Origin of the sequence: Luteibacter sp. NPDC031894, from assembly GCF_050273135.1 — a bacterium.
In the GTDB taxonomy this organism is placed as follows: Bacteria; Pseudomonadota; Gammaproteobacteria; order Xanthomonadales; family Rhodanobacteraceae; genus Luteibacter.
This window is the reverse complement of record NZ_JBNNMV010000001.1, coordinates 1,042,007-1,055,431: the sequence shown is the minus strand read 5'-3', so window position 1 is coordinate 1,055,431 and position 13,425 is coordinate 1,042,007. Positions and strand designations below refer to the sequence as shown.

The 13,425-nt window shown below is 66.8% G+C and carries 14 protein-coding genes; 8 read left to right on the top strand and 6 right to left on the bottom strand.

Annotation, left to right across the window (positions count from 1 at the left end; all coding sequences use genetic code 11):
• The first annotated feature begins 74 nt into the window (after positions 1-74).
• Positions 75-1,316, top strand: a complete 1,242-nt coding sequence (locus ACQKIE_RS05040) for a lipoprotein-releasing ABC transporter permease subunit (protein ID WP_427456413.1) — start codon at positions 75-77, stop codon at positions 1,314-1,316.
• Positions 1,309-2,001 (top strand): lipoprotein-releasing ABC transporter ATP-binding protein LolD, encoded by a 693-nt coding sequence (gene lolD / locus ACQKIE_RS05035; RefSeq protein ID WP_427456411.1) that lies wholly within the window; start codon positions 1,309-1,311, stop codon positions 1,999-2,001. The genes ACQKIE_RS05040 and lolD overlap by 8 nt, the downstream gene beginning before the upstream one ends.
• Positions 2,002-2,013: 12 nt before the next feature.
• On the opposite strand, the gene ACQKIE_RS05030 is transcribed toward lolD, so the two are convergent.
• Complete coding sequence (locus ACQKIE_RS05030) at positions 2,014-2,760, bottom strand: anti-sigma factor family protein (RefSeq protein WP_427456409.1); 747 nt, start codon at positions 2,758-2,760, stop codon at positions 2,014-2,016.
• Complete coding sequence (locus ACQKIE_RS05025; protein WP_427456407.1) at positions 2,757-3,269, bottom strand: RNA polymerase sigma factor; 513 nt, start codon at positions 3,267-3,269, stop codon at positions 2,757-2,759. The genes ACQKIE_RS05030 and ACQKIE_RS05025 overlap by 4 nt, the downstream gene beginning before the upstream one ends.
• A gap of 126 nt (positions 3,270-3,395) precedes the next feature.
• Between ACQKIE_RS05025 and ACQKIE_RS05020 the strand changes: the two genes are divergently transcribed.
• Genes ACQKIE_RS05020 through ACQKIE_RS05010 form a run of 3 tightly spaced genes read left to right on the top strand, consistent with a single transcriptional unit; the run spans position 3,396 to position 6,093 of the window.
• Entirely contained in the window at positions 3,396-4,484 is a 1,089-nt protein-coding gene (locus ACQKIE_RS05020; protein WP_427456405.1) for a catalase family peroxidase, read from the top strand.
• The gene (locus ACQKIE_RS05015; protein WP_427456403.1) at positions 4,481-5,023 is read left to right on the top strand and encodes a cytochrome b; all 543 of its coding nucleotides are present in this window, start codon (positions 4,481-4,483) and stop codon (positions 5,021-5,023) included. The genes ACQKIE_RS05020 and ACQKIE_RS05015 overlap by 4 nt, the downstream gene beginning before the upstream one ends.
• A 38-nt stretch (positions 5,024-5,061) precedes the next feature.
• Positions 5,062-6,093 (top strand): aminopeptidase, encoded by a 1,032-nt coding sequence (locus ACQKIE_RS05010; RefSeq protein ID WP_427456401.1) that lies wholly within the window; start codon positions 5,062-5,064, stop codon positions 6,091-6,093.
• Between the two features lie 20 nt (positions 6,094-6,113).
• Here the strand turns inward: ACQKIE_RS05010 and ACQKIE_RS05005 are convergent, their stop codons facing one another.
• A complete protein-coding gene (locus tag ACQKIE_RS05005; RefSeq protein ID WP_427456399.1) occupies positions 6,114-6,920 on the bottom strand; it encodes a c-type cytochrome in 807 nt (268 codons plus the stop codon).
• 101 nt (positions 6,921-7,021) lie between these two features.
• Between ACQKIE_RS05005 and ACQKIE_RS05000 the strand changes: the two genes are divergently transcribed.
• Positions 7,022-7,405 (top strand): thioredoxin family protein, encoded by a 384-nt coding sequence (locus ACQKIE_RS05000; protein ID WP_427456397.1) that lies wholly within the window; start codon positions 7,022-7,024, stop codon positions 7,403-7,405.
• On the top strand, positions 7,402-8,583 hold the full coding sequence (pncB, locus tag ACQKIE_RS04995) for a nicotinate phosphoribosyltransferase (RefSeq protein WP_427456395.1): 1,182 nt from the start codon (positions 7,402-7,404) through the stop codon (positions 8,581-8,583). The genes ACQKIE_RS05000 and pncB overlap by 4 nt, the downstream gene beginning before the upstream one ends.
• Before the next feature lie 103 nt (positions 8,584-8,686).
• On the opposite strand, the gene ACQKIE_RS04990 is transcribed toward pncB, so the two are convergent.
• Positions 8,687-9,136 carry a glycine zipper 2TM domain-containing protein gene (locus ACQKIE_RS04990; protein ID WP_427456393.1) on the bottom strand — a complete coding sequence of 150 codons (450 nt, stop codon included), beginning with the start codon at positions 9,134-9,136 and terminating at the stop codon, positions 8,687-8,689.
• Between the two features lie 132 nt (positions 9,137-9,268).
• Here ACQKIE_RS04990 and ACQKIE_RS04985 point away from each other — a divergent pair, with 132 nt between their 5' ends.
• Positions 9,269-10,720 (top strand): cryptochrome/photolyase family protein, encoded by a 1,452-nt coding sequence (locus ACQKIE_RS04985; RefSeq protein ID WP_427456391.1) that lies wholly within the window; start codon positions 9,269-9,271, stop codon positions 10,718-10,720.
• Here the strand turns inward: ACQKIE_RS04985 and ACQKIE_RS04980 are convergent.
• Together ACQKIE_RS04980 and ACQKIE_RS04975 are read right to left on the bottom strand one after the other, a co-directional pair.
• Complete coding sequence (locus tag ACQKIE_RS04980; RefSeq protein WP_427456389.1) at positions 10,659-11,846, bottom strand: cation:proton antiporter; 1,188 nt, start codon at positions 11,844-11,846, stop codon at positions 10,659-10,661. The genes ACQKIE_RS04985 and ACQKIE_RS04980 overlap by 62 nt on opposite strands.
• 49 nt (positions 11,847-11,895) lie before the next feature.
• The gene (locus ACQKIE_RS04975; protein WP_427456387.1) at positions 11,896-13,356 is read right to left on the bottom strand and encodes an MFS transporter; all 1,461 of its coding nucleotides are present in this window, start codon (positions 13,354-13,356) and stop codon (positions 11,896-11,898) included.
• Positions 13,357-13,425: the final 69 nt, after the last annotated feature.

The window sequence follows — 13,425 nt, the reverse complement described above, 5'->3', positions numbered from 1 at the left end:
CCGCATCGGGCACTCTGCGGCGCGGTGCGTGTCTTACTTGGCGCCCCCCTCATCCCAGGCAGTTGTCGACAGGCATGTTCAGACCCCTAGAACTCTTCATCGGACTGCGCTACACGCGGGCGAAGCGTCGCAACCAGTTCATTTCCTTCATTTCGACCGTCTCGATCGTGTGCATCGCGATCAGTGTCACCGCGCTCATCACGGTCATGTCGGTGATGAACGGCTTCGACAGCGAACTGCGCAACCGAATCCTCGGCGCGGTCTCCCACGTCACCGTTTCCGGCATTGATGAAACGGTGCAGAACTGGCAGTCGGCGGTGAAGACAGCCGAAGGCACGAAGCACGTGCGCGGTGCCGCTCCCTATGTGGAGATCCAGGCCTTCCTGCAGGCCCGTCGGCCCAGCGGCGCGCTCATCCGCGGCGTCGTGCCGTCGATGGAGCCGAATGTCTCCGACATCGACCGGCACATGGTCGAAGGCAAGATGACCGACCTGACGGACCGTGGCTGGAAGATCGTGCTCGGACGCGAACTGGCGCTGACCCTGGGTGTGCAGGTCGGCGACAAGGTTACCGTCGTGGTCCCGCAGTTCACGGCCACGCCCATGGGTGCGGTGCCCAAGCTGCGCAGCTTTACCGTCAGCGGCATCTTCGAACTTGGCATGCAGGAGTACGACGCGAACCTCGCGCTCATCTCCATGCAGGACGCCGAACGCCTGAACGGTTTCGATGGCCCCACCGGCATCCGCCTCAAGCTGGACGACATGCGGGAGGCATGGCCGGTGGCGCAGGACCTGGTGAACAAGCTCGGCCAGACCTATCGCGTCGAAACGTGGATGGACACGCACGCCAACTTCTTCCGCGCGATCGACATGGAGAAGAAGGTGATGTTCATCATCCTCTCGCTGATCATCCTGGTCGCGGTGATCAACCTGATCTCGATGCTGATGATGCTGGTCACCGACAAGCAGGCCGACATCGCCATCCTGCGCACGCTCGGCTCCACGCCGCGCAGCATCATGGGCATGTTCATGGTGCAGGGCGTGCTCGTGGGCATCGTCGGCATCGGCTTCGGCGTGCTTCTCGGTGCGTTGCTGTCGCTCAACCTGCCGGCCATCGTGAAGTGGATCGAACACGTCACCGGCCAGAATTTCCTGTCGCCGGACGTGTATTACATCAGCGAGTTGCCCAGCCAGTTGCTGTGGTCGGACGTGGGCTGGGTGGTCCTCGTCACCTTTGCTTTCTCCCTCCTGGCCACCCTGTACCCGGCATGGCGCGCGTCCCGCACGCAGCCAGCCCAGGCGCTCCGCTATGAATAAGCCGAACGACATCGTCCTGCGCGCCACGGGCGTCGCCAAGGTGTACGAGGAGGGCGACCTGCGCACGGGCGTCCTCTCCAATGTGAATTTCGCGCTGCGCCGTGGCGAGACGATGGCCATCGTGGGTGCGTCCGGCTCCGGCAAGTCCACGTTGCTGCACATCATCGGCGGCCTGGACACGCTCACCTCGGGCAAGGTCGAAGTGAACGGCCGCGTGCTGTCGGAACTGTCGGACGCCGAGCGCGGCCGCGAGCGCAACCGCTCGCTGGGCTTCATCTACCAGTTCCATCACCTGCTTCCGGAATTCACGGCACTGGAGAACGTGTGCATGCCGTTGTTGATCCGCGGCGTGTCGATCGGCCAGGCGGAAAGGGAAGCCACGGCGTTGCTCGAGCGGGTGGGTCTGGGAGCGCGCCTGCGCCATCGTCCGGCGGAGATGTCCGGCGGTGAGCGCCAGCGTTGCGCCGTGGCGCGTGCCCTGGTGACGCGTCCAGCCTGCGTGCTCGGCGACGAGCCGACCGGCAACCTCGACGAAACCAACGCGTCGCATGTGTACGAGCTGATGATCGAACTCAATCGCGAGATCGGTACCAGCTTCGTTCTAGTGACGCATGATTCTCGCCTCGCCGGTCGCATGGACCGGACGCTGGAACTCCATTCGGGCGAACTGCACGAGCGCCAGTAATCCTGCTGACCGCTAGATCGCCTTGCTCGCCACCCGGTCCGCCGCCTGGCGGCCATCGGTGTCGGCCAGCGCGACCACCGCGTAGTTGTGGCCGCCTTCCGACCAGTAGTTCGCCAGCAGGCCGCCGTCCTCGCGCGATCCGCGTGGCAGGAAGTGCCGGGCCGGGCCTGGCGGGCGGACGTAGAAGCTCACGGTGTGGCCGTTGCCGTCGTCGTACAGCACCATGGCCGCGGGCCCCTGGTCGGTGGCGAACAGGCGGCCACCCATGGGACGGAAGCCGGCATCGGCCAGGTCGGGCAGGCGCACGTCCGGTCCCACGCGCCCCGCGAGCCATGCGCGGAGGTCGCCCTCGTTGCCGGTGGTGATGTCCATTCCCACGCCGTGGTCCAGCGCGAGCAGCCGGTAGGCCTGCATCGCATCGGCCATGGGCGCCTCTCCGGTCCCCACGCCGCGCGCCGCCCACCCGCCCGCGCCCCCCACGGCAAGACAGAGCAGCACGCCCGCGGCGGTAGCCCAGCGGACGATGCGGCGGCTGCGCGCGCGCTCGCGCACCCGTGACGGGTCCAGCGCCGGCGCGGGCGCCAAGTCGCCCGCCAGCAACGCGCGCAACTGCTGCGCATCCTGGCGCCAGGCCATCACCTCGTCGGCCTGTTCCGGATGCCGCGCCAGGTACCGTTCGACCTCGCCGCGGCGGGCGCTGTCCAGATGGCCATCCACGTAGGCGTGGATTTCGTGTTCGCTGGGGGGAGTGAGGCTCATTTCAGCAGTCGCAGGGAAGGGGATTGGGGGTCGCCCTCGCCGAGCTGGCGTAGGGCGCGGCGTGCGCGGGAAAGGCGGGACATGACGGTCCCGATGGGGACGTGCAGGATGTCCGCGACCTCCTGGTAACTCATGCCCTCGACGGAGACCCAGATCAGCAGGCTCCGCTGTTCCGCGGGCAGCGAGGCGAACGCCGCCAGCGTGGAGTGCGCGACGGCAACGCGTTCCGCCGATGGCCAGGTCGGTTCCTCGCGGCCAAGCTCGCCGAGCAGGAGGGCGTAGCGGCTCTCCCGGCGCTTCCCATCAAGGAACTGGCGATACAGGATCGAGAACAGCCAGGCGCGCAGGCTTTCCACTTCCCGGCGCGTGTGCCAGCGGGAAAGCGCCCGCTCGACCGTGGACTGGACCAGGTCATCGGCGGCGTGGGCATCGCGGGCGAGCCACAGCGCGAAGCGCCGCAGGCGCGGCAGCATCGTGCGAAGGGCGTCGTCGATGTGCGGATCGTGCATGCCGGGTCTCCGCCGGGCGTATCGTCGAACGTATGACGTCCGGGTACGTCGATTATTCCCCCGTGAGGGAATAAAAGTCCCTGACGTGCGTCCCACCCTGGAACCACAACCTGGACCACACACCTCATGACGCAAGAACCCGGGAATAATCCGCGCCCCCCGGCGCATGTCGCCTGGCGATGGGCACTCATTGGCCTCGCCGTGGCCGGATCGGCGGCCGCCTTCGGTTACGTGGGTGGTTGGCTGGCGCCGCATCGGCTCACGCCGGAACGCCTGGTGGACACCCTGCAGGCGAACGGCGGCGAGCATCCCGGCTACCGGCGCAACCACGCCAAGGGCATCTGCGTAGTGGGGCGATTCGCATCGAACGGGGCTTTGGCGGGCTATTCCACGGCGGGCTTGTTCGCCGCGGGCGTCGAGACGCCGGTAGTGGGGCGGTTGGCGATCCCGGGCGGCAATCCTTACGCCCCGGATTCGAGCGTGCCGATCCGGAGCTTCGCCTTGCGCTTCGACCTGCCCGATGGCGAGCAGTGGCGCACCGGCATGAACGCCATGCCGCTGTTCCCGGTAGCCACGCCTCAAGCGTTCTACCAGCTACAGCTCGCGACGCATCCCGATCCGGCCACAGGCAAGCCGGATCCGGCCAAGGCGAAAGCCTTCTTTTCAACGCATCCCGAGACGGCGGCCTTCCTGGCCTGGGTAAAGACGGCGAAGCCGTCGGCGAGTTACGCCACGGAAACCTACCGGAGCATCAACGCCTTCTACTTGCGCGACGCCGCGGGGCAAAAGCGCGCGGTGCGCTGGATGGTGGTGCCGGAACAACCGGCGGAGGGCGAGGGCGGTCCGGCGGCGGGTGACCCCGACTACCTCGCTGCCGACCTGTCGAAGCGCATCGCGGCGGGACCGCTGCGCTGGCATTTGCAGATGGTCTTCGCCGCCCCAGGCGATCCCGTGGACGATGCGACCCGGGAATGGCCGAGCGACCGTCAGGTCGTGGACGCAGGCACCCTTGTCATCGACAGGACGCAGCCGCAGGCCGACGGACCGTGTCGAGACGTCAACTACGACCCGACGATCCTCCCACGCGGCATCGAGACGTCCGCCGATCCGCTGATCGCGGCGCGCTCGGCCGCCTATGCGGATTCGTACCTGCGCCGCACCAGCGAGGAAGCGCACCTTCCCGGCACGAGCCGCGCCAATGAGGACAAGCGATGAATCGCCCCCAGACGTTCCATCCCTTCGCACGCGTGCTGCACTGGCTGATGGCGGCGATGATCCTGGCGATGCTGTTCGTCGGCGCGGGCATGGTCAGCACCGTCGAGACCAAGCACGACTGGTTGTTGGCGATCCACAAGCCGCTCGGCATCACGATCTTCGTGCTGGCCCTGGTTCGCCTCGGCTTCCGCCTGACCCACCCCGCGCCGCCGCTCCCCGCCGATATGCCGGCGTGGCAGAAACTCGTGGCGCATGCGTCGCACTGGTTGCTTTATGGCTTGATGATCGCGATGCCGCTGATCGGGTGGGGGATGTTGTCCGCCGGCAACTATCCGGTGACGTTGGGTGGCGGGCTGCTGCTCCCGCCCATCCTTCCGACCGATGCGCTGCTCTTCGCCTGGCTGCGCGAAGCGCACCGCTATGTCGCCTGGTTGTTCTTCCTGACCTTCCTGTTGCACATGGGCGCGGCCCTGATGCACGGGCTGATACGAAGGGACGGCGTGTTGCAGTCGATGACCGGGGGGCGAACCGATCCCTGATCGACCGCGGGCCCCGGGATTCGCGGCACAATGCGACGATGCGCATCGCACTTGCCGCCCTCCTGGTCGCCCTCGTCACCGGTTGCCGCTCCATCGGCTATTACGCCCACGTGGCCCACGGCCAGGCGGCGCTGCTCCATGAGCGCCGCCCCATCGACAAAGTACTGGCCGACCCGAAGACGCCGGAAGCCACGCGCACGCGGTTGGAACGCGCCAGTGAGGCCCGTCGCTTCGCATCGCGCAAGCTCGACCTGCCGGACAATCGTAGCTACACCTATTTCGTGCAGCTCGATCGGCCCTGGGTGGCGTGGAATGTGTTCGCCACGCCCGAATTGTCGATCGCCCCGGTGACCCATTGTTTTCCCGTCGCGGGCTGCGTGGCTTACCGTGGCTATTTCCGTAAAGACCTCGCCGAGCGAGAGGCCGCGCGCGAAGCCGCGCTCGGTCACGACGTCGCCATCGGCGAGGTGCCTGCCTATTCCACGCTTGGCTGGTTCGCCGATCCCATCCTCAGCAGCATGCTTCGTTGGGACGACGACGAACTCGCGGGCACGATCTTCCATGAGCTGGCCCACCAGAAGATCTACGTGAAGGACGATTCGTCCTTCAATGAATCCTTCGCGACCTTCGTCGAGCGCGAGGGCCTGCGCGAGTGGCGGGAAGCCAGGGAGCAACCGGCTCCGGATGGCATGGGGGACGCGCTGGAACGATCCTTCACCGAGCAGGTGCTCGCACTGCGCGACCGTCTGAAAGCCATCTATGCGGAGGCGTGGACGGAGGATGCGAAGCGCGTGGCGAAGGCGGAGGCCTTCGAGGACTTCCGTGGTCGCTACCTCGTGTGGCGCCACGACGAGGCTGGCGGCGATCGTCGCTACGACCGCTGGATGTCGCGACGTCTCAACAACGCGACGCTTCTGCCGTTCGGCCTGTACGATACCTGGGTGCCGTCGTTCGCCACGTTGTTCGACGAGTGCGGTCGCGCGTGGCCGGCTTTTTTCGCGAGGGTGAAGCGCCTGTCGCGCCTGGAGCCAAGCGAGCGCACCAGGGAGCTAGAGAGGTTGCGCCGGTAAGGCGCGACTCAGTCAGCCGCTCAGTGCGACGCCTTCCGCCCCGCCATGTGCTTCAGGTAGGCCACCAGGTCGTCCAGGTCCGCATCGGAAAGGACCTTGCTGTCGAAGCCAGGCATTTTCGCCTGTGGCCAGTGGCGCAGGTCCTGGGGATTGCGCACCAGGGTGCGGAACATGGCGTCGCGGAGGTACTCGGTCGGGTTATGGGGGATGTTGAGGTCCGGCCCCAGCTTGGCGTCGCCCTGGCCGTTGAGGGTATGGCAGCTGATGCAGTTGCGCTGGAACAAGGCGAAACCGTGCCGGGCAGGCGCGTTCGCGGGTAGCGAGGCCGCCGGTTGCATGGCGGGGAAGCGCGCGGCGGGCGAAGCGAGTACACGGATGCTCGCCACCTGGTACGGCCACTGCTCGGGCCCGACATGCCCCGCATCCGGATGCAGCCACACGAGGTAGAACGGGCCGGCACTGGGCTTGCCAGTGCCTAGCGCGGGCCACGGAGCGCCCTCCGGCTCGATCGCCAGCCAGGCTTCGGCACCGTGTCCGTCCAGGACCAGCGACGCCGGCACCTCGGCCGTGAAGCCATCGAGGGCGACGAATTGCAGGTGCGCGTCGGCCGGCACGCCGTCCAGGAGTGCCTTGAGCGGTATGGCGCGATAGTGGGCGTCATGGTGGTAGGAAACATCGCCGCGTACCTGGATGTCCCGTACGTCGGGCCGCGCCAGCAGCGCTTCCGTCGTCAGCTTGCGGGCGCCGTCGCCGGTATCGACGACGAGGGTGGCGGCAGGGGCCACGCCCGCGGCGAGGAAGAGGAGGCATCCGAGGAAAAGGCGCACGAGAGGTTTCTGGAGAAGGAGATGGGAAAGGTTGGCCGTACCCTCGGATTATCGCCGCACCGACCCCATGTCGGCCTTTCGACCCGATCACGGATTCTCCCATGTCCGATACCAGCGTTCCCGAGTTCTTCCAACGCTTCCCCATGCAGCGCATCGTGGACAGCGAACTCGACGCCGACCTGGCCACCGACGACAACCGCATCGCCATCCTCTTCCTCTGGGGCCGCGACTGCCCCAATTGCGACATCGCGAAGGGGCAGATCCTCCTCACCCCCGAACGATTTACCTGGCCGGAGGTGCGCTGGCTGCACGACAACGTCTACGACGACCCGACCATGGCGACGCGCTTCGGCCTGCATGGCATCCCGGCGTTCTTCCTCTTCCACCGGGGAAAGAAGCTCGGCCGGATCACCTCCTGGCCCGGCACGCAGCCCTTCGTCGACGCGGTGGACCGGCAGATCGCCGCGACGGGGGCGAGCGCATGATCGTCCAGTCGCTGCTCGATACCGACCTCTACAAGTTCACGATGATGCAGGTGGTGCTGCACCAGTACCCCGCCGCGCAGGTCGAGTACCGGTTCCGCTGCCGTACGCCCGGCGTGGACCTCGCGCCACTGGTGGGCCGCATCCGCGAGGAACTCGACGCGCTGTGTTCGTTGCGTTTCACGGAAGACGAGTTGGCCTATCTCGCTGGCCTTCGTTTCATCGACAGCGATTTCGTCGACTTCCTCGGCTTGTTCCAGCTCAATGCCAAGTACGTGACCATCGAGCCGTCCCCGAAGGCCAATGGCGAGATCGAAATCGTGATCGCCGGTCCGTGGCTGCACACGATCATGTTCGAAGTGCCTCTGCTGGCCATCGTCAACGAGCTGTATTTTCGCGCCACGTCGCCGGACATCGACCTGGACGAGGGCAGGGCGCGGCTGCGCGCGAAGATCGCGATGCTGCGCGACAGTCCGGGATACGAGCGCGTACGCATTGCCGACTACGGCACGCGCCGGCGGTTCTCCCGGGACTGGCACGAGGAAATGCTGGGCATCCTGCGACAGGAACTGGGCGAGCAATTGGCTGGCACGAGCAATGTCTGGTTGGCCATGCGGCAGGGGCTGGTGCCGATCGGCAGCATGACGCACGAGTATTTGCAGGCGTTCCAGTCGCTCGGGCCGCGCCTGCGCGACTCGCAGACCGCCGCGCTCGAAGCGTGGGCGCGCGAGTATCGCGGCGACCTCGGCATCGCCTTGTCGGATGTCTATGGCCTGGAAGCCTTCCTGCGCGACTTCGACATGTACTTCTGCAAGCTCTTCGACGGGGCACGGCACGACTCCGGCGACCCCATCGTCTGGGGCGACCGCGTCATCGCGCATTACGAGAAGAACCGCGTCGACCCACGCACGAAGACCCTGGTCTTCAGCGATAGCCTTGATATCCCCCGGGTGATGGAGCTCTACCGGCACTTCGCCGGCCGCTGCCTGCTTTCGTTCGGCGTGGGCACGAACCTCACCAACGACGTCGGCCCGAAGCCGATCAACATCGTCATCAAGATGACCCGCTGCAACGGGCAGCCCGTTGCGAAGTTGTCGGATTCACCGGGGAAGAGCATGGGGGTGGAAGACCCCGACTACATCGCGTACCTGCGGCGCGTGTTCGAACTTCCACCGGCGTAGGAGGCGTTATAGCGGCGAGGGAGGCACAGAAGCGGCTGCTTCGTCGCTTCGTTGGCTTCTCGCCGCTATAGCGGCTCCTACATTGTCCTTGCGGCGCTCGTGCTTACTGCACGCGCGAGACGTTGCCCTGGTCGTCGACGACGACGATGTCGCCCTGGCGGATGGCCGAAGCATCCTTGACCTGGACGTTCGTGTAGCCGCCGGTGCCCATCTTCAGGCGCAGCGTGTAGCTCTCGCTGCCGCCGCCCTTGCCGATGGCGTTGCCGGCGAAGCCGCCGCCTACCGCGCCGCCGACGGTGGCGAGGGTCCGGCCCTTGCCCTTGCCGACCTGGTTGCCGAGGACGCCACCGGCGATGGCGCCGATGACCGCGCCGGCGGTGCCGTGCTCGCGCCCGGCCGTGACGTTGTGCTCGATGCTCTGCACGACGCCACACTGGTCGCAGCGCACGTAGATGCCGTCGCTGCGGGTCAGCACGGCAGCCGAGGCAGGGGCGGCGACCGCCGTGGCGAGCAGGGCGGCCAGGGGAAGGCCGAGGACGGTCTTGATGTTCATGGAAGCTCCTTAGGGACGACCTTGGAGGTGGTCGTCGGCCGTAACAGTCTAAGCCTCGCGACTGAACGCAGATGGAGCACGTTTCTCACTTTCGCAGGCGACGCGCGCCGGCCCGTCATGGATACTGGGTCGATGAGCACCGCCATCGTCTGGTTCCGCCGCGACCTGCGCCTTTCCGACAACCCCGCGCTCCATGCCGCCGTCGCCTCCTGCGATCGTGTCGTGGCCCTCTATGCGCATGCGCCTGACGAGGAAGGCGAGTGGGCGCCCGGGGCAGCGAGTCGCTGGTGGCTCCATCATTCGCTGGAAGCCCTGGACGCATCGCTGCGGGAGCGTGGAGCGCGGTTGCACGTGGTGCAAGGCGGCAGCCTCGCATGCCTGCGCTCGGCCGTGGCCGCCGCGGGTGCCGATTCCGTGTATTTCAACCGTCTCTACGAGCCCCACCTCGTTGCGCGCGATGCCGCCATTCGCGACGCACTCGAGGCCGACGGCACCGCGGTCCATGCGTTCAACGCGTCCCTATGGAGCGAGCCCGGGGACATTGTCACCAAGCAAGGCGAACCGTACCGCGTGTTCACGCCGTTTTGGCGCAACCTGCGCACGAGGATCGACGGGCGATCGCCGCTGCCCGTGCCATCGCGTCTGCCGGTGTCGGACTTGCCCGAAGACATCGCGGGACGCACCTCCATCGCGGCGCTCGGCTTGCTCCCGGATCGCGACTGGGCGCGGGGGTTCGTGGACTGGACACCCGGCGAGCGCGGCGCGGAAGAGATGCTCGGCCTGTTCGCGGACGACGCCGTCGCGCACTACACCGAAGGGCGCGATCTTCCGGCACGCCACGGGACGTCACGCCTGTCGCCGCATCTCCACTGGGGCGAAATCTCCCCGATGCAGATCCTCGCCTTCCTGCGCGAACACGCCGGGAAGCGTAGGAAAAGCGCGGACATCGAGCCGTTCCTGCGCCAATTGGGATGGCGCGAGTTCGCCCAGCACCTTCTCTTCCACTTCCCGAACACGGCCAAGGAAAACTTCAACCCGGCGTTCGATGCTTTCCGGTGGGCGAAGCGCGACCCCCACGCCTTGCGCCGCTGGCGCGAGGGACGCACCGGCATTCCCATCGTCGATGCCGGCATGCGCGAACTCTGGGCCACCGGCTGGATGCACAACCGCGTGCGCATGCTGGTGGCGAGCCTGCTTACGAAGAACCTCCGTCAGCATTGGCTGCCAGGCGAGGCATGGTTCTGGGACACCCTGGTGGACGCCGACCTCGCCAACAACGCCATGGGCTGGCAATGGGTCGCCGGGAGCGGCGCCGATGCCGCGCCGTACTTCCGTATCTTCAATCCGGTCACGCAGTCGGAGAAATTCGATCCCGACGGCGCTTATATCCGGCGCTGGGTGCCCGAACTGGCGGATGCACCGGGGCGGCTGGTGCATGCACCCTGGGAAGATCCCTCATGGCTGCAGCGGACGGGCTACCCGCCGCCGCTCGTCGACCTCAAGTCATCGCGCGAGGCGGCGCTCATGGCGTACCGGAACCTGCGTGCCGATCGCGCAGCAGCAGGGCCAGCACCGGCGGCGTGACCATGGCCGTGAGCAGCGACATCGCCACGATGACCGCATAGATACGCTCGTCGAACACGCCGGCCGCGAGTCCGAGGGCGGCGATCACCACGCCGACCTCGCCGCGCGGCACCATGCCGAAACCGACGATCATCGCACCGCGCCGCCCGAGGCTCAGCGCGCCGAGGAAGCCGCCCGCCAGCTTGGAAAAGATTGCGATGAGTGTGACCACCGCGAGCATGCTGAGCGCCGTGGCGTTTCCCAGCTCGGCCAGGTTCACCTTGGCACCCGTCACGACGAAGAAGAAGGGCGTCAGGAAGGCGAGCAGGGGCGCGGTCTGTTCTTCGAGCTGGTGCCGCTGGCGCGTTTCCGAGGCGATCATGCCGGCGAGGAAGGCACCGATGATCGCCGCCAGGTGGAACTTCATCGACAGGTAGGCAAGGCCAAGGCACAGCGCGAGCACGATCGCCAGCGACGACATCGGGTTGCTGGGCTTGTCGAGCCAGCCCGAGCCGCGTCGCATCACGCGCGTGCCGCCCCAGCCGATCACGGCGACGAAGCCGATCGCGCCGAGCAGCGTCATCAGCAGGCTGCCCACGTCCACCGCGCCACCGCCTTGCAGGGAAGACACGATGCCAAGCAGGAGCATGGCGAGGATATCGTCGATCACGGCCGCGCCGAGGATGATTCGCGCCTCACGCCGCTGCAGCACGCCCAGTTCCTGCAGCACGCGTGCGGTGATGCCCGCGGAGGTTGCGACGAATGCGGCGGCCACGAACATCGAGCGGATCCAGTCGAAGCCGGAGCCGTGCGCCCATACCGAGCCGAGGACGAAGGGGACGATCACGCCCAGCACGCCGACGAGGAAGGCACTGACGCCGACTTTCTTCAAATCGTCCAGCCGCGTTTCCAGGCCGACCGAGAAGAGCAGCAGGATCACGCCGATCTCGGCCAGCACATCCAGCGGTGTGCCAACGGCGATATCGGGAACGGTGACCCAGCCGAGGGCCGACGGGCCGATGGCGCAACCGGCGGCGATCTCGCCGACGACGGAAGGCAGGCGGAGTCGTTGAGCGATTTCGCCACCAATCTGCGCGGCGACGAAGATGATGAACAGGGTCAGCAGGATGCCGGCGGAGTCATGCATGGGATCGTTCCAGATCGAGCCGCGAAGGAAGGCGCGGTGTCCTTGAGAGTTATACCGTGATGGGCCGCGTTTCGCGCAACCGGCTGAAGATCCAGCTGGCCGCGAGGGTGATCATGCCCAGCACGATCACCGACCAGCGGAAGGCCCAGACATAGCCGTCGGCGTTGTGCGAGCCGAGGAAGCCCGCCATCAACAGCGAGGCGAGGGCGATGCCGAAGCTCATGGAGAGGTACTGCGCCGTCGACGCCATCGACGAGGCCATGGACGCATGCTTCACGTCGAGGTCGACGTACGCCAGCGTGTTCATCGACGTGTACTGCAGCGACATCACCGCGCCATAGATGTACACGAAGCCGGCGATGAGCCAGGGCGGCGTATGCGGCGTGAGCAGGGCGAACGAGCAAAGCACGACCGACACGGCGATGGTGTTGCCCAGCAGCAGGCGGCGGTAGCCGAAATACGTGAGGAGGCGGTCGATGAAGGGCTTCACCGTGATGGAGCCGATCGCCTGCGGCACCATCATCATGCCCGCCGCGAGCGGTGACCAGCCGCAGCCGATCTGCAGGAATAGCACCAGCAACAGGTACATGCCGGAGACGCCGAGGCGCGTGAACAGGTTTCCGGCCAGCGAGACCCACACGCTACGCACCTTCAGCAGCGAGAGGTCGGTGACGGGGTACGCCGTGCGGTGGCTGTGCCGTACATAGAGTGCCGCCAGCGCCAGGGCGCCGAGGGCATACCCGATGATGGTGACCGCATGTCCTTTCGCGCCGATGGTTTCCGCGGCCAGCAGGCAGAGCGCCGAGGCACCGGCGAAAAGCATGAAGCCGAAGGTATCGAAGCGATGCGCACGGTCGAGCCGGTAGTCCGGCATCTCGCGGCGATTCAGGACCAGGCCGAGGATGCCCACCGGCACGTTGATGAGGAAGATCAGCCGCCAGTTGGTGAACTCCACGAGAGCACCGCCGAGCAGGGGACCGAAGACGGACCCGAGCAGCCCGAAGGTGGCGACCGTGGTCATCGAGCTCACGAACTCGCGGCGATCGATGCTGCGCACGAGGACGTAGCGGCCGACCGGCATCAACGCGGCACCGCCGAGCCCCTGGACGACGCGCGACAGCACCAGCTGCGGCAGCGTCTGCGCGACGCCACAGAGCAGGGAGCCGAGGGCGAAGACGAGGATGGCGCCGCCGAAGACCCGGCGCGTGCCGAAGCGGTCGCACAGCCAGGGGCTCATCGGGATGAAGATGGCCAGGGTGAGGACGTAGCTGGTGAGCGCCGTGCGCATGCTGAGCGGCGTGACCTGCAGCGCGCCCGCGATGGAGGGCACGGCCGTGTTCACGATCGTCGAGTCCAGCGCCTGCATGAAGAACGCGGCCGAAACCAGCCAGATCAGGCCGCGATAACGCGCCTTGCTGGACGGCTCGGCCGGTGCGAGGGCCGGCCGGTCGGTCGGAAGGACGGGGACGTCGGTGGTATCGGGGCGGGTGCTGACGTCTTGGAAAGGCATACCCAAGAATTATAGCGGATGGCATTCTTGCTTTTGCCGCGTGTTCGGCCGAGAGTTCAGGGTCGCGTC